At 74.9% G+C, this 18,714-nt stretch carries 17 protein-coding genes; 7 read left to right on the top strand and 10 right to left on the bottom strand.

The window, feature by feature from the left end:
- Positions 1-19: 19 nt before the first annotated feature.
- The 5 genes from OTB16_RS32950 to OTB16_RS32970 form a co-directional block, all read right to left on the bottom strand.
- Positions 20-2,227, bottom strand: a complete 2,208-nt coding sequence (locus OTB16_RS32950; RefSeq protein ID WP_267725604.1) for an ATP-binding protein — start codon at positions 2,225-2,227, stop codon at positions 20-22.
- Positions 2,220-2,861, bottom strand: a complete 642-nt coding sequence (locus OTB16_RS32955; RefSeq protein ID WP_267725606.1) for a Pvc16 family protein — start codon at positions 2,859-2,861, stop codon at positions 2,220-2,222. Before OTB16_RS32955 ends, OTB16_RS32950 begins: the two co-directional genes overlap by 8 nt.
- A gap of 211 nt (positions 2,862-3,072) precedes the next feature.
- Complete coding sequence (locus OTB16_RS32960; protein WP_267725608.1) at positions 3,073-3,744, bottom strand: helix-turn-helix transcriptional regulator; 672 nt, start codon at positions 3,742-3,744, stop codon at positions 3,073-3,075.
- Positions 3,745-3,909: 165 nt separating this feature from the next.
- Entirely contained in the window at positions 3,910-6,804 is a 2,895-nt protein-coding gene (locus OTB16_RS32965) for an AfsR/SARP family transcriptional regulator (RefSeq protein WP_267725610.1), read from the bottom strand.
- A 123-nt stretch (positions 6,805-6,927) separates the two neighbouring features.
- Positions 6,928-7,413, bottom strand: coding sequence for a peroxiredoxin (locus OTB16_RS32970; protein WP_267725612.1), 486 nt, complete (start codon positions 7,411-7,413; stop codon positions 6,928-6,930).
- Between the two features lie 387 nt (positions 7,414-7,800).
- Here OTB16_RS32970 and OTB16_RS32975 point away from each other — a divergent pair, with 387 nt between their 5' ends.
- From OTB16_RS32975 to OTB16_RS32995, 5 genes are all read left to right on the top strand, one after another.
- On the top strand, positions 7,801-8,040 hold the full coding sequence (locus OTB16_RS32975) for a chaplin (RefSeq protein WP_267725614.1): 240 nt from the start codon (positions 7,801-7,803) through the stop codon (positions 8,038-8,040).
- A gap of 218 nt (positions 8,041-8,258) precedes the next feature.
- Positions 8,259-8,402, top strand: coding sequence for a hypothetical protein (locus tag OTB16_RS32980; protein WP_267725616.1), 144 nt, complete (start codon positions 8,259-8,261; stop codon positions 8,400-8,402).
- A 105-nt stretch (positions 8,403-8,507) separates the two neighbouring features.
- Positions 8,508-9,236, top strand: coding sequence for a response regulator transcription factor (locus OTB16_RS32985; protein WP_267725618.1), 729 nt, complete (start codon positions 8,508-8,510; stop codon positions 9,234-9,236).
- On the top strand, positions 9,233-10,348 hold the full coding sequence (locus OTB16_RS32990) for a sensor histidine kinase (protein WP_267725620.1): 1,116 nt from the start codon (positions 9,233-9,235) through the stop codon (positions 10,346-10,348). Before OTB16_RS32985 ends, OTB16_RS32990 begins: the two co-directional genes overlap by 4 nt.
- A gap of 204 nt (positions 10,349-10,552) precedes the next feature.
- Complete coding sequence (locus OTB16_RS32995; protein WP_267725622.1) at positions 10,553-10,687, top strand: hypothetical protein; 135 nt, start codon at positions 10,553-10,555, stop codon at positions 10,685-10,687.
- A gap of 134 nt (positions 10,688-10,821) precedes the next feature.
- Here OTB16_RS32995 and OTB16_RS33000 read toward each other — a convergent pair whose 3' ends face one another.
- From OTB16_RS33000 to OTB16_RS33010, 3 genes are all read right to left on the bottom strand, one after another.
- A complete protein-coding gene (locus OTB16_RS33000; RefSeq protein ID WP_267725625.1) occupies positions 10,822-11,202 on the bottom strand; it encodes a hypothetical protein in 381 nt (126 codons plus the stop codon).
- A 161-nt stretch (positions 11,203-11,363) separates the two neighbouring features.
- Complete coding sequence (gene surE / locus OTB16_RS33005; protein ID WP_267725628.1) at positions 11,364-12,269, bottom strand: 5'/3'-nucleotidase SurE; 906 nt, start codon at positions 12,267-12,269, stop codon at positions 11,364-11,366.
- 84 nt (positions 12,270-12,353) lie between these two features.
- On the bottom strand, positions 12,354-13,631 hold the full coding sequence (locus OTB16_RS33010) for an MFS transporter (RefSeq protein WP_267725631.1): 1,278 nt from the start codon (positions 13,629-13,631) through the stop codon (positions 12,354-12,356).
- 1,286 nt (positions 13,632-14,917) lie between these two features.
- On the opposite strand from OTB16_RS33010, the gene OTB16_RS33015 reads away from it, so the two are divergent.
- Together OTB16_RS33015 and OTB16_RS33020 are read left to right on the top strand one after the other, a co-directional pair.
- Entirely contained in the window at positions 14,918-15,421 is a 504-nt protein-coding gene (locus tag OTB16_RS33015; protein ID WP_420717846.1) for a hypothetical protein, read from the top strand.
- 262 nt (positions 15,422-15,683) lie between these two features.
- Positions 15,684-16,307, top strand: a complete 624-nt coding sequence (locus OTB16_RS33020) for a substrate-binding domain-containing protein (protein WP_267725636.1) — start codon at positions 15,684-15,686, stop codon at positions 16,305-16,307.
- Between the two features lie 12 nt (positions 16,308-16,319).
- On the opposite strand, the gene OTB16_RS33025 is transcribed toward OTB16_RS33020, so the two are convergent.
- Both OTB16_RS33025 and OTB16_RS33030 read right to left on the bottom strand, forming a co-directional pair.
- Positions 16,320-17,141, bottom strand: coding sequence for a phosphatase PAP2 family protein (locus tag OTB16_RS33025; protein WP_267725639.1), 822 nt, complete (start codon positions 17,139-17,141; stop codon positions 16,320-16,322).
- A gap of 199 nt (positions 17,142-17,340) precedes the next feature.
- On the bottom strand, positions 17,341-18,309 hold the full coding sequence (locus OTB16_RS33030; protein WP_267725642.1) for an alpha/beta hydrolase: 969 nt from the start codon (positions 18,307-18,309) through the stop codon (positions 17,341-17,343).
- Positions 18,310-18,714 lie beyond the last annotated feature (405 nt).

An 18,714-nucleotide genomic window follows, 5' to 3' on the forward strand; every position in this document is an offset into this window, starting at 1 on the left:
TCGCGTGCCGCCCGGGCCGCTACGGTGACCAGGCCCCGGTGCTGTCCGGCACCAGCCGTCCCGCTTTGACGTACTCCCGGCGGGCCCCGTCGCGTACGTCCTCGGCGGTCACCGGACCGTCACCCCGGACCCGTGCCGCATAGCACGCGGTCAGGGCGGCCGAGCGGATCGAGCCGCCCGCGAGTTCGAACTCCGCTGCGCAGAGTTTGAGTTCGGCCTCGACGCCGGGCTCGGTCGGCGCCCCGGCCAGTGCGCCGCGCCACAGGCTCGCGCGCAGTTCGGCGTCGGGGAAGGGGAAGTCCACCACCAGGTCGAGCCGGCGGGTGAACGCCTCGTCCAGGTTGGACCGCAGGTTGGTGGTGAGGACGGCGATGCCGTCGAAGGACTCCAGCCGCTGCAGCAAGTACGCGCTCTCCATGTTCGCGTACCGGTCGTTCGAGCCGCGGACCTGCGACCGCTTGCCGAAGACGGCGTCCGCCTCGTCGAACAGCAGGACGGCATCGGTGCGGTCCGCCTCCACGAAGATCCGCTCGAGGTTCTTCTCGGTCTCCCCGACGTACTTGTCGACCACCGAGGAGAGGTCGACCACGTACAGGTCCAGGCCGAGTTCCCCCGCCACCACCTCCGCCGCGAGAGTCTTCCCGGTGCCGGACGGTCCGGCGAACAGGGCCACGACCCCGCGCCCGCGCCCGCCGCCGGTCCGCAGCCGCCAGCCGCCGAGGACCTCGTCCCGGTGGCGGGCCCGACCCACCAGCTCCACGAGCCGGGAGCGCGGTGGCTCCGGCAGCACCAGGTCGGCGAACCCGACGGCCGGCCGCACCTGCCGTGCGTGCCGTCCGAGCAGCGGCGCCGACAGTCTGCGCGCGCTGTGCCGGACGTGGTGCGCGCCGAGCGCGACGCCCTCGAAGGCCGCGAGTTCCCGCGCGGCCCGCGCCACGGCCTCGATCTGCTCCCCGTCCAGCCGGTACGAGGCCACCGACTTGGCCATCTCACCGTCGAACCCGGGGAGTACGGCCCGCCAGCGGTCGACGCTCGCGCCGCCTCCGGAGCCGCCGCCGCCCGCCGCGGCCCCGGGCGCCGGTGCGTCCAGCGCCAGGAGCGAGACTCCCGTCGCCCCCGCCGCCCAGTCCGGGTCGTACGGCTCGGGGCCCGCGAACACCGAGGTGATGTCGGGTGCGGCGATCGAGGAGATCAGCCCCCCGGGATCGCCCGGCAGGGCGGTCACCACCACCGCCGTCCCGGCCCCGCGCAGCCGGGCCTCGCGCCTCAGCAGAGCGCCGATCGCGGGCTCCGGGGCGCCGGGCCCAGCCCGGTACAGCAGCACCGGCCGGCCCGCCGCCCGCAGCGCGGTCACCACGGACGCCGCCGAAGCCGCGCCGTGCCGCTCGCGCAGGTGGACCGTCACGGGCCGCCGCGACCGTGCGACCAGTACCGCCGTGGCCGCGCCACAGGCCACGCTCGCGGAACCTGTCACGCCTGCCGTACTTGCCGAGCCCGCCGTGTCCGCCGCGTCCGCCGTGTCCGCCGAGCCCACCGAGCCCACCGAGCCCACCGCGTCCGCCGTACCCGCCGAGTACGCCGGACGCGGGGCGGGCGGCAGCAGGGTGACCCCCGCCCGGCACAGTGCCTCGTCGAGGCTGTCGTCCCCGAGCAGGTGGGCCACGACGCGCTCCGGAACCCGCAGCGCCCGCCCCGGCAGCGGCCGGTCCTCGTCCTCCAGCCCGAGCAGCCCGCCCGCGATCAGGGGCGCGGCCACGTGGAACCGCCCGCGCGCCCGCGGCAGCTGGGGGCCGCTTCCGGCCAGTTCGAGGGCGAGGGCGACCGAGGCCCGGCGGCGCCCGACGTCGTCGTTCAGGTAGCCGTACAGCGGCTCGAAACGGCGGTCCACGTCCGGAGCCGCCGCCGCCAGCAGGATCCGCAGATCGAGCGCCGACAGCCCGAAGTCCCTGACGAGGGCGGACAACCGGTCCTGACCGGCCACTCCGAGGTCCTGACCGGCCTCTCCGGGGTCCGGTTCGGTCTCCGCCCGGGCCTCGCCGTCCGGGGCCCGCGCGGGGTCCGGCCCGTCGCTCGAGCCCGCGCGCAGCGCGGACTCCCGGGACACGTACAGCCCGCGCAGCGGATCGTGCGCCGCCGGATCGTCGGCCGAGCGCCGCTCGACCAGCTCCGCCGCCGCCGCGCGCAGCGCCGCCAACCGCCTCAGCAGGGCCCGCGCCGACTCACTCACCGGTCTTCCTCCCGCGCCGCGCCGTACGGAGCATCCGTGGCCGTGAGTCGGCCGGTACGCCGGACGCACCGCGGACGGTGACCACCGCGCCCTCGGTGACCGGGGGCCCCACCGGGTAGACCGGCGTCACCGGGAACGGGGTGGTGATCACGACGTCGAGCGACGGCTTGAGCTCCCCTCCCAGCGCCGACCAGATGTCGGCGAGCGAGCGCGACCCGGCGGGCGGGACGCCCACCGTGAGGGCGACGGCGGCCCGGTGCGTCCGCAGCGAGTGCGGGACGTCCTGCTCCGGCAGCGCCTCGTACGGCAGCAGCGCCGCGAGCGCCCCGGCGAGCATCCGGTGCTCGTCCTCGGGGCGCGCGGTCCAGGCGGTGAGCAGGTACGAGAGGCGGAACCAGCGCGGCGGCTGGCGCCGTCGCAGGACGGTCCCGTCCTCGCCCCGCTCCGCGTAGGCTCCACGCTCGCGACGGGCCACGTCCTCGCGGATGTCGTACAAGTAGGCGTTGATCGTGGGGGTGTTGCGCCGGGCCGCCCACTCCCGGGTGGGGGCTTCGAGGGCGATCTCGCCCGCCCCCTCCGGCAGGGCGCCGCGGCGCAGGAGGCTTCGGAGTGCCTCGTCGATCTCGTGGATCATGTGATGTGGTGTCCTCGGTACGGCCGGAGCCGGCAAGGGCCCGGTGGAGGGCCGGTGGAGGGCCGACGGGTGGCCGGCGGAGCACAGCGGGAAAGGCCGGCGACCGCCGCCGTGTGCGATGGTCGTGTCGGTCCTGCGGCACGCGGGACCGCGGCAGCGCGGGTGCGCGTGAATGTGCACGGGCGGGTGCGCGGGCGGGTGCGCGGGCAGGTCAGATGTAGCCCTCGCGCAGCGCGTAGGCCACGGCATGGGCGCGGTTGGTGAGCTGCAGCCGGGTCATCAGGGCGTGCAGGATGTTCTTGACGGTCCGTTCGGAGTAGGCGAGCTTCTCGGAGATCTGCCGGGTGTCCAGGCCCTCGGCGATCAGCCGCAGCACGTCCGTCTCGCGCGGCGCCATCCCGAACAGCGGTCCGCCGCCCACCCCGGAGCAGGCCGCCGCGGACTCCGACCGGCGCAGCCGGCCGACCTGGCCCAGCACCCGGCTGATCAGGTCTGGCGGCAGCACCCCCTCCCCGTCCGCCGCCTGCAGCACGGCCTTGACCAGGCTGTCCCCGGTGGCCTGGTGACGCCAGACGATGGCCCGTACGCCGTACTCCACGACGGTGAGGAGATCCGGCTCGCGCAGCTCGCGGGCGATCAGCACCACCCGCTGCTCCCCGCCGCGCAGGACCCGGCGCAGCTCGGCGGCCGACTGCTCGTCGATCCGGTCCACCAGCACGACCGCCACCGTCGCGGCGGGTACGAGACCGTCCCGCTCCCGGGACCGCGACTGGACCTCCACGCTCGGACTGTGCTTCAGGTGGCTCACGACCCCGGCCCGGCTGAGCGGATCGGTGGCGTGGATCGTGACGGTGATGCGGTCGGTCGTCGTCGTCGCCTGCATGCGTGTACTCCCTTTCCCCCCGTGCGGTCTTGCCCGGCACACGGTGGCGGAGCGCGATCAACAGCGCGTGGGTGATCGATGGACGAGAGCCGGAAGACGGGAGCCGGGAGCCGCCCAGGAGCCGCCCGGGGGAGCGGCCGGGCGGGCCCTTGCCCCGGCCCCGGCCTACAGGGCGTCCAGCACGGCGCGCGCCTGCGCCGCCTCGGGCGGCCGTATCGGTTCGAGCAGTTCGACGGCCCGTGTCAGGTACTCCCGGGCCCGGTCCGTCTCGCCGAGGGCCGCGAGCGCCGTACCGAGCAGCCGCCGGGCGCGGGCCTCCGCGAACAACCAGCCCTTGGCACAGGCCAGTTCCAGGACCCGTTGGCCGGTCGTCACCGCGTCACCGGGCCGCCCCGCCGCCAGGTGGCAGGCGGTTTCCTCGCCGAGGTGGAAGACCTCGAAGGTGGAGTACCCGTGTCGCGCGGCCAGTTCCGCGCCTTCGCGGAGCCCCTCGATCGCCTCGTCGGGCCGCCCCCGCAGCCGGGCGACGGTGCCGAGCGCGTACAGGGCGTAGATCTGCCGGAAGGGGTCGCCCGCGGCCCGCGCGGAGCGGAGCCCCAGGCGGGCGGTCCGCGCCGCCTCGTCCAGCCTCCCGGCGGCGGCCAGGGTGACGGAGTGGCAGGTGCGCGCGTTCCCCGCACCCCACGTGTTGCCGCACCGCTCGCCGGTTTCGATGGCCCGCCCCGACAGCTCCAGGGCCCGGTCGTACTCGCCCCGGCCGAGCCACACCAGCCCCTGGCAGTTGTGGATCTCCGTCAGGACCGCCGGGTCCCCGGAGTCGCGCGCGTCGACCTCGGCGTCCAGAAGGACCGCCTCGGCCGCGTCCAGCTGCGCGAGCTGGTAGAGCGCCCCGCCCAGCATGTAGCCCAGGCGGCCCGCCGCCCGGGTCTCCTCCCGCTCGCGCGCCAGCCCCAGCATCAGGCGGGCCGGCTCCACCAGCGCACCCCAGAGGAAGGAGCCGTCGAGCACCGGGTCCAGGGCGAGTACGAGGTCGGCCACGAGCGCCACGGACGACGGATCGGCCCGGACCGTCTGCACCGCGACCGCGAGCACGGACTGGTGCTGTGCGGTGAACAGCCGGTGGCCCTGACCGGGAACGGAGACCGCGGTGCCGGGCGAGCGCGTCGCGGTGAGCAGCCCGGCCAGCGGATGACCGGGCCGCTCGACGGCGTACGCGTTGCGGGCCGACGCCAGGAAGTGGTCGCAGAGCCGGGCCAGCGCCGCCGCCTGCTCCCCGGGACCGTCCTCTTCCGCGGACCGGGCACGGGCGAAGGCCCGCAGCAGGTCGTGGAAGCGGTACCGGCCCGGAGCCGGGGACTCCAGCAGCCCGAGGCCGGTCATCCGCTCCAGGCACTCCTCGGCACGCTCGTACGGAAGGCCGGTCAGGGCCGCCGCGTCGGCGGCCTCCGCGTCCTCCTGGTCGGGCAGGGCCAGCAACCGGAACAGCCGGGCCTCGTCGGCGTCCAGCAGTTCGTAGCTCAGCCGGAAGCAGGCCTCCACCCCGTCCTCGCCGGCCGCCGTCGCGGAGAACGGGGAGCGCCGCCCCTCCAGCAGGCCGAGGAACGCGGCGAGCGACCAGCCCGGCCGGGTCGCCAGCCGGGAGCCGGCGATCCGCAGCGCCAGCGGGAGCCCGCCGCACAGCTCGGCCATGGCGGCGGCCTCGGCCGGTTCCGCCGCGATCCGGGCCTCGCCGAGGATCCGGCCGAGCAGGGTTATGGCGTCGGCGGACGACAGCACGTCGAGCCGGATGCGCAGGTCGGCCGGGAGTTCGGGCAGGGTGCTGCGGCTGGTCACCAGGACGGCGCAGGAGGAAGCCCCGGGCAGCAGCGGCTCGATCTGCCCGATGTCCCGGGCGTCGTCCAGGACGAGCAGCACCCGCCGGCCCGCCAGCCGGGACCGGTACAGGGCTGCGCGTTCCTCGGCGCCCTCCGGAATGGCGGAGTCCAGGACCCCGAGGGCGCGCAGGAAGGCGGCGAGCACGCTCCCGGGTTGCGCCGGATCGTCCCGTACGCCCCGGAGGTTGGCGTAGAGCTGCCCGTCCGGGAAGTGCTCGCGCAGCCGGTGTGCGGCGTGCAGGGCCAGGGCGGTCTTGCCGACGCCGCCGATCCCGCCGACGGCGGAGATCACCACCGCCTCGGCGCCGTCCGGGCGCAGGGTGCGCAGGAGGTCCGCCGTGTCGCGGTCCCGCCCGGTGAAGTCGCTGGTGGTGTAGGGCAGTTGGGCGGGCGGGGGCAGGCTGCCCGCCGGAGGCGGCACGGCTCCGGCCCCGGACCCCGCGGGCGGCACGGCTCCGCCGCCCGGTCCCGCGACCCCGCCTCCCGATGACACGTGCCCGCCGCCCGGTCCCGCGGGCCTCCGTTCGGCCGGCGGGGCGGACGCGTCCCCGGCCTCACCCGGGCGGCCGGCCCGCTCCAGGGCCGTGGAGCGCAGGCTCCGCAGCCGCTCGTTCCGCGGGTGTTCCGCGCACAGCAGGGCCAGCTCCGGGACCAGCCGCGCGTGGCGTCCCCGCAGGAGGTCCAGCTCCAGTCGCTCCAGCAGTACGGACAGCCTCAGCTCCGCCAGCCGCTCCCGCTGGATCCGGGCGAACGGCCCGGGCAGCCCGGCCAGCGGAACCCCGCGCCACCTGCGCAGGGCGCCCTCCAGTAGCTCGGCCCCGCTGCCGAGGTCGCCGGCCGCGACCCGGGCGCGGGCCCGCGCCACCTCGGCCTCGAACACGCTCAGGTCGACCGCGCCGTCCGGCACCCCGAGCGCGTAACCCCGCCCCTCGGTGGCGAGAGCGGGCCCGAGGATCCGGCGCAGCCGGTACACGTACGACCGGACCGTGCCCACCGCGGTGCGGGGGCTTTCCTCGCCCCAGATCCCGTCGATCAGCTCGTCCAGCTCGCTGACCGCCGGCCGCCGCACCAGGAGCATGGCCAGCAGCAGTCGCTGCTGCGGCGGCCCGAGCGCGAGCGCCTCCTCGCCGTGCCAGGCCTGCACCGGCCCCAGCAGCGAGAAGTACGGTGTGGCAGGAGCGCTCAAGGCGGCCCCCTTTCCCCAGTGAAGACGAACCCCCGAGCGGATGATCTTCACAGACGCGCGCAAACCGTACGTCGGGTTCAGGCCACCGCGCCCCGGGTGCCCACGGTGAGGGGGCCGGGGCGCTCAGGTCCGGCGGAGGGCGGACAGCTGCTCGGCGATGGTGTCGGCGGAGGGGAAGGTCGCGCCCAGGGTTCCCACGCGCTTCCAGTGGAGGCCGCCGTCGGGCCCGATGATGAAGACGGAGCGCCGCAGGCCGATGAGCGGGGCGTCGATTCCGAAGGCCCGGGCGGCCGCGCGGTCGGGATCCGCGAGCAGCGGGATGCGCAGCCCGCGCTCCCGGGCGAACCGCTCGTGGCTGTCGAGGTCCTGCGGGCTGATGCCCCAGACGGTGGCGCCGCAGGCCTGGAGCTGCTCCAGACCATCCGAGTAGGAGCACAACTGCTTCGTGCAGACGGGGGTGTTGTCTCCCGGGTAGAAGGCCAGGACGACGGTGTTCCCGCGCTGCTCGCCCAGCGCGTAGTCGGACCGTTCGAAGCGGTCCTCGCGCAGGACTCCTCCCGGCAGGGAGAAGTCGCTCACGATGTCTCCCACTGAGGGTGTGCGGCCCATGGTCTCGGTTCCTTCCGCAGGGGTGGCGGCGGTACGGATCCCCGGCAGGGGAGCCGGCCGCCGACCGGCCGGATTTCGGTACGGGCGCCCGGCCTCGGGACCGGGGCGCCTGATGGTACGGGCCCGCCCGCCGCAGCACGTCGGCCGGTGGCCGTCCGCGGGCGCGCCGGGTGGGAGGGCCCGCCCGTCCTTCGGAGCGGAGGCGGCCGCGGATCGGCCGCCCGGCGTAACGAAACCGTTGTCCGTCATCCGAACGAGGGAAGCGGGCCCGCCCCACCCAGCCGCCCCGCCCGTCGCGCCGAAGCCACGAGCGAGGGCCACGCACCACCAGGGCCCGCACCGGCCCCTCGTACGGGGCCGGCGCACCACCATCCACAGGAGGCTTTCATGTCCCGTTTCCTCAAGACCGCAGGGCTCGCGCTGGCGGCCGGCGCCGTACTCGTCGGCGGCGCGTCGGCCGCGTCGGCCGACGCGGGCGCGCAGGGTGTCGCGGCCTACTCGCCCGGCGTCGGCTCCGGAAACCTCCTCCAGATCCCGATCCACATCCCGATCAACGCCTGTGGCAACTCCGTCAGCGTCATCGGACTGCTGAACCCGGCCTTCGGCAACACCTGCGTCAACGCCTGACGGCTTACCCCGTCCGCGGCCGGGAGCCCCGGGGCACGCCGCCCCGACGCCCCGGCCGCGGCCGGCGGCGGGATCTGGGCGAGCCGCAGGCGCCGCCGCCTGCCGCGCCCCGGCCTACCCCGCCCTGCCCTGCCCTGCGCGTATGTGTGCCGCACGGCCAATCCTCTGTCCCGCCCGCCACGAATCACGGGCGAGGAAAGGGTTGCGAGGCGAGCACCATGACCGACGAAGAGTTCGAACGGCTTCTGGAACTGGCCCGGGCGGAAGCCCGCCGCTTCAGCTTTCCCGCCCCGGCGTCGCGCGAGGACGCACCGTACGGATTCCACACCCAGCACGCGGAATACGGCGCGCAGGCCCACTGAGGCGCTGCCCCCGCGGACCGGTGACTCCTTACGAAACGCTGACGTCACCCCCGGCAGGGCCCCAGCCCCGCCGCCGGGTCCCGCGCTGATGCGACCCTGGTACCCATGAGCCACACCGAACCGCAGCTCCGGGTCCTGGTGGTCGAAGACGACCCGACGGTCGCGGAGGTCGTCTCCGGCTATCTCGTACGGGCCGGCTACGCCGTCGACCACGCGCCCGACGGCCCCGACGCCCTGCGCCGCGCCGCCGGACGGTGGCCGGACCTGGTCCTCCTGGACCTGATGCTGCCCGGCATGGACGGCCTGGAAGTGTGCCGCCGGCTGCGGGCGACCGCCGCCGTCCCCGTCATCATGCTGACCGCGCGCGGCGACGAGGACGACCGGATCGCGGGCCTGGAGCTCGGCGCGGACGACTACGTCACCAAACCCTTCAGCCCCAGGGAACTGGTCCTGCGGGTCGAATCCGTCCTGCGCCGCAGCCACGGCGGCCGCCGACAGGACGCCGCCCCGACGCGACCGCTCCTGCGGGCGGGCGGCGTACTGCTCGACCCCGGAAACCGGCGCGCCGAGAAGGAGGGGCACGAACTGGCCCTCACCCTGCGCGAGTTCGACCTCCTCGCCCACTTCATGACCCACCCGGGCCGCGTGCACGGGCGGGAGGAACTGATGCGCGAGGTGTGGGGCTGGGACTTCGGCGACCTGTCCACCGTCACCGTCCACGTCCGCAGGCTCCGCGCCAAGATCGAGGACGACCCCGCCCAGCCGCGGCTGATCCGGACCGTGTGGGGCGTCGGATACCGCTTCGAACCCGAACCGCCGGAGGCCGCCGCATGAAGGACGTCGTGCTCATCGCCCTCTTCGCGCTCGGCGGAGCGGGCTGCGCGGGGCTCGCCGGGGCGCTCGCGCTGCGCCTGGTGCGCCACCGTTCGGTCGCGGTGTCCCTCACCGTGGTCGCGGCGGTCACCGTCACCGCGATGCTGGCCGGAACCCTGGCCGTGGCCCAAGCGATGTTCCTGTCCTCGCACGACCTGTGGGTGGTCACCGTCGTCGTGGCCATGGCCGCCGTCGTCGCCCTCGCCACCGCCCTGCTGCTCGGCCGCTGGGTCGTCGCGCGCAGCCGCGAACTCGCCCTCGCCGCACGCGACTTCGGGGACGGCGGCCGGTTCGCGGCGCCACCGACCGCCGCCACCGCCGAACTCGCCGCCCTCTCCCGGGAACTGGCGGCCACCAGCGCCAAGCTCGACGCGTCCCGGAAACGGGAACAGGCCCTCGAGGCCTCCCGTCGCGAACTGGTCGCCTGGATCTCCCACGACCTGCGGACCCCGCTGGCGGGACTGCGGGCCATGGCCGAGGCCCTGGAGGACGGCATGGCCGCCGATCCCGCCCGCTACCACCGGCAGATCCTCACGGAGGTCGACCGGCTCAACTCCATGGTCACCGACCTCTTCGAGCTCTCCCGCATCCACGCCGGCGCGCTGAGCCTGAACCCCAGCCGGATCTCCCTGTACGACCTCGTGGACGACGCGCTCGCGGGCGCCGACCCGCTCGCCCGGGAACACGGCGTACGGCTCGTGGGGGAACGGGTCGCCGCCGTACCGGTGGAGGTCGACGGCAAGGAGATGACCCGAGTCCTCGCCAATCTCCTCGTCAACGCCATCCGGCACACTCCGGCGGACGGCACGGTCGCCGTCGCCGTGGAGGACCGGACGGACGCGGTGGTGGTGTCGGTGACCGACGGCTGCGGCGGCATCCCCGAGGAGGACCTGACGCGCGTCTTCGACACCGGCTGGCGCGGCAGCGAGGCCCGTACGCCCCCGGCCGGGGCGGGGCTGGGCCTGGCGATCGTCCGCGGAATCGTCGAGGCGCACGCGGGGCGGGCCGACGTACGCAACGTCCCGGGCGGCTGCCGCTTCGAAGTCACCCTGCCCACGGCGAACTCCGCCTGACGGTCCGCCCCGGCGGATCCCGCCCGGGTAAAACGCTGTTGTTCGCACGGTGGCCGGTCGCCCATGATGACCGCCCGTGAACACCAACGAACAGATGGTCGAGCGGGCTCTGGACCGGATCACGGCAGGGTACGTCTTCCCCGACGAGGCCGAGCGGGTGGACGCGTCCAGGTGACGGTGCCCTCCGCCCGGACCGTCAACACCGTGACCGGTACCAACTGGGAGGGCGTCGGCGTGCTCCCCGACGTGCCCGTTCCGGCGGACCAGGCGCGCGACATGGCGCTGGAGACGGCGCTGGGCAAGGCGCTGGGCACGGCACTCGCGGCCGACCAGCGCTGACGTGCGCGAGGCGGCCCCGCCGCGACACCCGGACACCCGGCGCGGGGCGCGTCCCGGGCCGACGGGGACGACGCCGGCCGACCGGCCCGGCAAGATCCGAAAGAGACGCCCCAGCGGTCTATCGGCCTGGCGGTCTATCGGCCGAATGTGCCACCGGGGGCCGTGGGCGACGTGATGACGCGGTGCGGTTCGCCCGTGACCCGCATGCTGAACCCCTGAAGCCACTCCTGCGCGACCTCCGCCGCACCGAGCCCCTCCTCGTACGCGTACACCCGGGACATGATCAGCGCCGCGGTCAGGGTGTCGTCGGACACGCCTCCCCTGCGCCACGCCGCGGCGGCGGCCGCGTACGCCGGGGTCCCCGGGAACCGGGCGGCCAGCCGGTCCAGGCTGCCCTGGATCTCCGAGCGGGCCTCGTCGTACGTGAATCCACCGGGCCCGTAGGCCGATTCGCCGTAGCCCGGCGCGTCGGGGCCGGGCGGATGGAGCCTGATCTGTAGCCAGTTCCAGGGCATGGAGGCAGCGTAGGGGGCATGGGCGCGTGGTTCGGCCCGAACGCCGGAACCTCCCTCCGGCCCCGGGCGGCCGGGGGTGGCCGGGGGTGGCGGTGCCGTGCGCGACACCGCGTGACCCCGGCCGCCCGGCCGCGGGCCCGGCACGTTCCGGGAGAGACGCCCTACGGGCGGAGACCCGCGAGGAGGACGGAGGCCACCGCCCGGTCGACCGGGCCGGGGTTCCAGTCGGCGTTCATCGGGCTGACGGCGATCCGGCCCGCCGCCACGGCCTCGACGTCGCCGCCCTTCACGGCCGGGCGCAGGGCCACCTTCACGGTGACCTTCCAGGTGCCGTCGCCGGAGTCGGTGAAGTCCGGCTCCAGCAGGGTCTGCGGGTCCTGGAGGGTGGTGGCCACACCGGCGGCGCGGCCCTTGCCGTCCGCGCCGATGACGGGGTGGTTCACGTTCAGGCCGACGCCCCGGGGGAGCAGCGGGCCGGTGCGGGCGCGGGAGCGCAGCCGGTCGATCAGCTTCACGGCGAAGTCGAGCGTCGGACCCATGGCGTTGACGGTGGTGACCGGGTCGGGAGCGGTGAGGCCGCCCGTGCTCAGCGCGATGGCCGGTACGCCGGACTCCAGCGCGGCGATGGCACCACCGACGGTTCCGGAGTGGTTGGCGAGCCCGGCGACGTTCGGGCCGAAGTTCGTACCGGAGACCACCAGATCGGGGGCCTTGCCCGCGAAGACCTCGGCCAGGCCGAAGGCGACGGAGTCGCCGGGGGTGCCGTCGACGGCCCAGACCTTGGGCTCGGGGTGCCTTACGGCGACCGAGGCGGCGCTCGTCACCTTGGTGCCGGTGCCGCTCTGGTTGGTGAGCGGGGCGACGATCGTGACGTCGTGGCCGGCGGCGGTCAGGCGCGCGAAGGCCTTGCGGATGCCCGGCGCGTCGTAACCGTCGTCGTTGGTGAGCAGGATGCGCAGCGGACCGGTGGGCGGGGACTGCGGAGCGGCGGCCGCGGGGGCGGTCCCGGTCAGGGCGGGGGCGCAGAGCAGGAGGGCGGCCATGGGCAGGACTCGCTGGGGTCTCACGTAAATGCTCCTTCGGGGGAGGGGGAGGGGAGGTACGGGGGTGGGGAGGCGAGGGGGAGGTACGGGGGTGGCTGCCGCAGGGGGTCAGCGCACGCCGCGTATCGGGATGATGGCGAGCGCCCCGATCAAGGAGAGGGCGCCGCCCACGAGGAACAGCGGGGTGTAGCCGCCCAGCGTGGTGACGACGGCCGAGGCGACGAAGGGGGCGATGATCTGCGGGCCGGCGTTCGCGACGTTCAGGACGCCCATGTCGCGGGCGGCGTCCTCGGCCCGGGGGAGCACCAGGGTGACGAGCGCGGTGTCCACGGCCATGAAACAGCCGAAGGCGAGGCCGTTGAGCGCGCTGAAGACGAGCATGCCCGTCCAGGTGGGACTGATGACGGGCACCACCATGACCAGCCCGGCGAGGGCGGCCGAGACGCCGACGAAGACCTTGCGCCGGTTCCAGCGGTCGGACAGCAGGCCGCCCACGACGGTGGAGAGGGCCATCGCGACCATGGAGACCGGCGTGAGAACGGCCATCGCGGCGGGCGGTGTCAGACCGGCGGGCAGGCTGATGTGGTCGCCGAGGATGTAGAGCTGGTAGCCGACGACGGAGAAGTACCCGAGGACCATCAGGGCCCGCCCGATGAACGCCCACCGGAAGTCGTGGTGGGACAGCGCGGAGGCGAAGGCCGCCAGTCGGGCCCGCTTGGGCGCCGCCGCGGTCGCGGCGCTGTCTGAGGTGTGGGCGGCCGCGCCGGTACCGGAACGGGGGACGTCCCGGCAGAACGTGGTGAGGAGCAGCGCGGCCGCGGCGATCACCACCCCGAAGACGAGGTATCCGGTACGCAGTTGCCCGGCGGTCTGGGAGGCGATGAGCACGCCGGCGGTGCCGCCGATCGGCAGCCCCAGCCCGACGAGCGCGGAGGCGGTCCCCCGGCGGGCGGTGGGTATCCGGTCGGGCACGATCGCGGTGACGGCGGCCTGGTAGGTGTTCATGGTCGCCTGGACCAGGCACCAGCCGATTCCCACGAGCAGCGCGGTGTTCACGCTGCCGAGGAAGGCCAGGCAGGCGAGCGAGGCGAGACCGCCGGCCGCGATCCACGGATTGCGCCGGCCGCTCCGGTCCGACAGCGCGCCGGCGATCGGGTTGAAGGCCGTCGCGAAGATCGCGCTGATGCCGCCGATGAGACCGAGGAGCGCGACCTTGTCATCCGGGGCTATCGCGGCGATCTGGGTGGGCAGCAGCACGGATCCGACGCCCATGTAGACGGCCATCATCGCGGAATTGGCGACGAGCAGGAGGGGCAGGAGCCCGCGTTGGCGGGGTGGTTCCGCGACTTCGGGGGCGGGCTGGTCGGCGATGTCGTTCGTGGTCACGGCGACTCCTCGGGGAGCGGGGCGAGCGGGGCGAGCGGGGCGTGTAGGGGGCGGAGCGGGGGAGTGCGGGGCCAACGGGGAACTGCCGGGGCGGGGGAGTGGCGGCGGGGCGCCGAACGCGGACGGGGCGGCGGCTCCGCGTGAGCGGCGCGAGGGGAGCGGTATCCGTCGGAGGGGGTGGACGACGGGAGTTCACGTGATGTTGTTACACGTGTCACCAAAGCCGCTGGAGACTGTGTAGCACCCCGTTCCGGGGCTCCGCTAGGGGTGTCGTCAAAGTCGTTCCGTACGCCCGCAGGGCGGGCCGTGCGGTGTCCGGTGCGTGCGCTCGCAAGGCGGAGGGTCGCCCGTGTACCGGACGGACAGGGGCGATCCCGACAACGCGGCGAGCGCGCGTGCCGGGCGCCGCACGGCAGGAGCGAGTGTGACGACACCCGCTTGGGGGTGTGAGCGGTCGGTGTGCGGATCGTCATCGGGGCCGGATCCCCGGCGCGGTTCCGCACAGCCGGTGGCTCCAGGCCGCTGGCCAGGGGTGTTGTGCCGGGAAGGCCATTTGTCGGGCCGCTTGTCCCGGCGGACGCCGCCAGACGTCCCGACCGCGCCGTGCCGCGCGGACGACCGAACAGGGTGTCCCGCCTGGGCAGTCAGGCCACAGCGGAGCGCGCCGGGGCGACGGAGCTCTCTGGCGGGATCGTCGGCGTGGTCCGCCGGAGGAGCGCGGCGGCGGCTACGACCTCGACGTACTCGTGGACCGTCTCGGCGCCACGGCCCGGGTGAACTCGACCGACGGCGGCGGTCCTTGTCCACTCGTGGGGCCGGAATCGGGGACAAGGGCATCGTCGGGTCCGAGCATGCCGACGACAGGCCTACACACGAGGTCGACGTCGTCGCCGGGTGCGACAGGTCGAACGGCCCTCTCACGCGGCCCTGCCGACGGCGCCTCATGGACGTGGCCGGCCACTGCCCAGGTCGAGCCACCGGCCGACCAGCTTGCCGTCGTGGCCCGACTTCGGGTGTACTCGCGCCCTGCCCGGCGGCCCCGAGCCGACCGTCTTCGCCACGCAGGTGATGACGGCGTCCGGACCGCCTCCGGGTTCGGGGCACCGGCCCGGCTGCCGGCCTGTGGGCTCGAGGGTCTGTGGGCTCAAGGGTCTTTGGGGCTGCGGGTCTATGCGCCTATGCGCCTATGCGCCTATGGGACGACCCTCCGCGGCCGCACCGTCCTCCGTCAGGCGGAGGCAGCCCGCCGCGCCGGAGGATGTGCGGCGGCCATGTCCGGAGCCAGCATGTACGTCATGCCGAACGCCACCGCTCCCCTTCCCGTCGTCGCACCCGCGCCCGTCTGGGCGCGCCGCGCCGCCCATGCCATGGCACTCTGCGCGGTCCCGTCCGGCCTGTGGCGCATCGCCATGGCCTCCGGGGTCTACGTGGGCTACAGCGACCAGGTGCTGCGCGACGTCTTCGACATCCCGGGATGGGGCATCGCGTACGTCGTCGGACTCTCCCTCCTTGCCGAGGCGGCCGCTCTGTTTCCGCTGCTGCTCGTGAGCGACCGGTGGCAGCCACTGCGCCCGCGGGCCCTCTCCGCGCTCGCGTGGACCGCCTCGGTCGTCCTGGTCCTGCTTGCGCTGTGGCAACTCGTGGTCGCCTTCACCGTCGAAAGCCGGACGTACATGACGAGCGATACGGCACTCACCGTCTGGTGGCTCGCGTTCGCCCCGTTGTTCGCCATCCCCGCCCTGATGACCGCGGTGACGTGGTCGTACGCGAAGCGGCGCCGGGCACAGTGAGCGATCCGGCGGCCCCTCCCGGTGCTCAGACCGCAGGAGTTCGCCGGGTGCATGCCGGGCGGGCGGCCTCGGCGCCGGCTCAGGGGAGCGGCCGCGCAAGGCGCCCGATCGCGGAGACCGACGCGGGCATCAGGTCAGCGACTGGCTCGACGACCTGCACAGCGAGCTCGACCGTCACGGCTACACGGCCGTCCTCCACGCCGGCCGCTTCGCCGACCCCCTCGACGCCGCCCGGGCCTGGGCCGAACTGCGCCCGGCCGCCGTGCTCGCGCTCGACGGAGACCGCCTCACGCCCCAGGCCGCCGATCTGCTGCGGCGCACCGGAGTACGGGGCCTGCTCGCTTTCGCGGCCCGGCCCGTCGACGGCGTCCACACCATCGGCTTCGACCACGCCGACATCGGCGCCGCGGCCATCAGGCATCTCATCGCCCGCGGCCGTACCCGGATCGGCGTGGTCATGACGCAGGGGCGAGGCCTGGACGCCCTGGCCCGGCCACGGCTCGCGGGCGCCGAGTCCGTCGCCGTCCGGCACCCGGCGACCGTCGTGCCGGTGGAGCTCGCGTACACGCGGGAGTCCGCCACCGCACTCGCCCGGCACTGTCGCGACCTCGCCCTGGACGCCGTGTTCGCGTACAACGACGAGTACGCCGCCCTGCTGCTGCACGCGTTGCAGGCCGAGGGTGTCCTCGTGCCGGACGAGGTCGCGCTCGTGGGCTGCGACGATCTGGTTCTGTCCGCGCTCCAGCGGCCCGCGCTCAGCACGGTACGCCTCGACCTGCCGTCGCCCGCCCGGATCGCGGACTCCCTGCACCAGCTGGTCGAGACTGGTACCGCGCCGCCGTTGCCGGCGATGGACGCCGTCCTGGTTCCCCGGCAGACCTCCTGAAGGCATGCCCCGTCAGGGTGGCGGCGCCGCCGACCGTTCGGCGAGGAGCACGGGTGTGGCCACAGGTGCCGGTGCGGCTGCCGGCTCGGACACCGGCTCGGATACGGGCGCTGGTGCCCGCCCGGGGCCCTCGGCCCCCGCAGCCGCCCCCCGGCGGCCGAGGGGGCGTACGGACTCCCGGGCCAGCGCGGGCCCGAACAGCCACCACGCGACCAGTGCGGCCCCCGCCCCGCCGGCGGCCCCGGCCGCGGTGTCGCTGAGCCAGTGGGCGTGCAGCCAGATACGGCTCCACATCATGGCCAGGGTGAACACCGTGCCCCCGATCCACCACGCCCGCCGCCGGGCGGCAGGCACCAGCAGCGCCCCCATGAGGACGACCAGCAGCGCTGCCGAGGCGGCGTGACCCGACGGGAAGGAACCGTGGTCGACGCGGACCATGGGGTCGGCCGGGCGGGGCCGGTCCACCAGGTGTTTGAGGCCCTGTACGACGAGCAAGTTGCCGCCGAGGTAGACACCGAGCATGAAGGCGGCCGACACCCAGCTTCTGCGCAGGAGCAGCACCAGCAACAGGCCGAAGGGGACGACGACTCCAGGGGGTCCGCCGAACCAGTTCAGCGCCGCGGCGGCGGCCGCGTACAAGCCGTCGTGCGGGCCGCCCATCCAGCCGAGCCAGCGGTCGTCGAACGCCTGGAACGGCGGATCCGCCAGGTCCGAGCGGACGACGAGGGCCGCCAGCGCGGCCAGGCCCAGCAGGACGAGACCCAGGAGGAGCGCCCCGCGGCCGGGGCCGCGCGGGGCGGGACCGTCGGGTGGAGTGACCGGCTTCCATGACATGAACTGCCTCTCGTGTCACCGGACTTGTCCGCGGACATGGGTGAGTTGGGCGGATGGCGGATGGCGGATGGCGGACGGGGGATGGCGGGTGAGGGTACGGGGGCAGTACGGAGGCGCGGCACGGACCGCGCCCCCGGCGGGGCGGAGTCGCGAACGGGGCGGAGCCGCGGGCGGTGCGGTCCCGGCCGGTCGCGTGTGGTCAGGCCCCCGCGCCGAGGTGGGCGGCCAGGAACTCGACGCTCTCCGCGACGATCGGAGTGACGTCCGGCGCGCCGAGGAAGATGTGGTCGGCACCCTCCACCGGCCGCAGCGTCACCTCGCCCCCGGCGCCCCGCAGCGCCTCGGCGAGCACCTCGCTCTGGCTGTACGGGACCAGGCCGTCGAGCGTCCCGTGGACGAGCAGGAACGGCGGCGGGCTCCCGTCCCCGGCGTTCACCGGCACCGCGTACGTGACCGGGCTCGCGGCTCGTGCCCGCGCCGGGCGCTCCGCCTCGGTACCGCCGAGCAGGGCCTCGTACGGATCGGGGAACTCGCCGCCGGCCGGCATCGCCGGCATGGGGTGGTCGGCCAGGGCGACCAGGTCGGACACGCCGTACCAGTCGACGACGGCCAGCACGCCGGTGTCCCCGGCGCCGACGCCCTGCGTGCCCTCCAGGTGTGCGGCGTCCTCGCTGCCGGGGCCCGTGACTCCGGCGAGTGCGGCGAGGTGGCCGCCCGCCGACTCGCCCCACACGCCGATCCGGTCCGGGTCGATGCCGAGGGTTGCGGCGAAGGCGCGGACGTAGCGGATGGCGGCCTTCACGTCGTGCAGCTGGGCGGGGAAGGGCGCCTCGAGGCTGTGCCGGTAGTCGATGGAGACGAGGGCCAGCCCGGCCGCCAGTACGGCACCGTGCAGCAGGGCGGCGGGCACGGTCGGCGGCGGGTAGCGGCGGTCGCCCTCCAGCCAGCCGCCGCCGTGGATCCAGACCACGGCCGGGAAGGGCCCCTCGCCCGCCGGGACCTGGACGTCGAGCAGCCGGGGCCGGTAGCCGGGGGTGGTGGCGTACGTGACCCCGTCGAAGCGGCGGACGCCGTCGGCACCCGTCACGGGTGGGACGGGGGACTGGTAGGGCGGGGGTGGCCAGGTCATGTCGGCGAGGTCGAACCCGACCGGAGGGGATTGCGTCATGGGGGTCCTTCGCATGCGGGGCGGCCGGTGCGGCCGGCGGATCCCGGGACGGGCGCGGGCGGCTCGGCCGCGCGGGCCGGGAGGGGTGGGATGTGCAAGGCAAGTCAGTTACACGTGTAAGCGCGACTTTACCGACGTGTTTCGGCCGACGACAAGACCATGGACGCCCCGACTTCCGAACCGTGGCGACGGCCAAGGGACGGCCGTGTGGACGGCCCGTGTGGGCGGGCGTGCGGGCGCCGGGGGATTCGCACCTCGGGCCTGCCGCCGGAGGCGCGGGGCAGAGCCGGGCGGTGGGCCCCGTCGGAGCCGTTCCGACGGCCCGGCCCCCGAGGGCGGATGGGGTCGGGGTGCGTGGTGCGTGATGCGTCCCGAGGATGCCGGGGGCTGGCCGCGGGCCACTCG

It is taken from the genome of Streptomyces antarcticus (assembly GCF_026627255.1).
Lineage (GTDB): Bacteria > Actinomycetota > Actinomycetes > Streptomycetales > Streptomycetaceae > Streptomyces > Streptomyces antarcticus.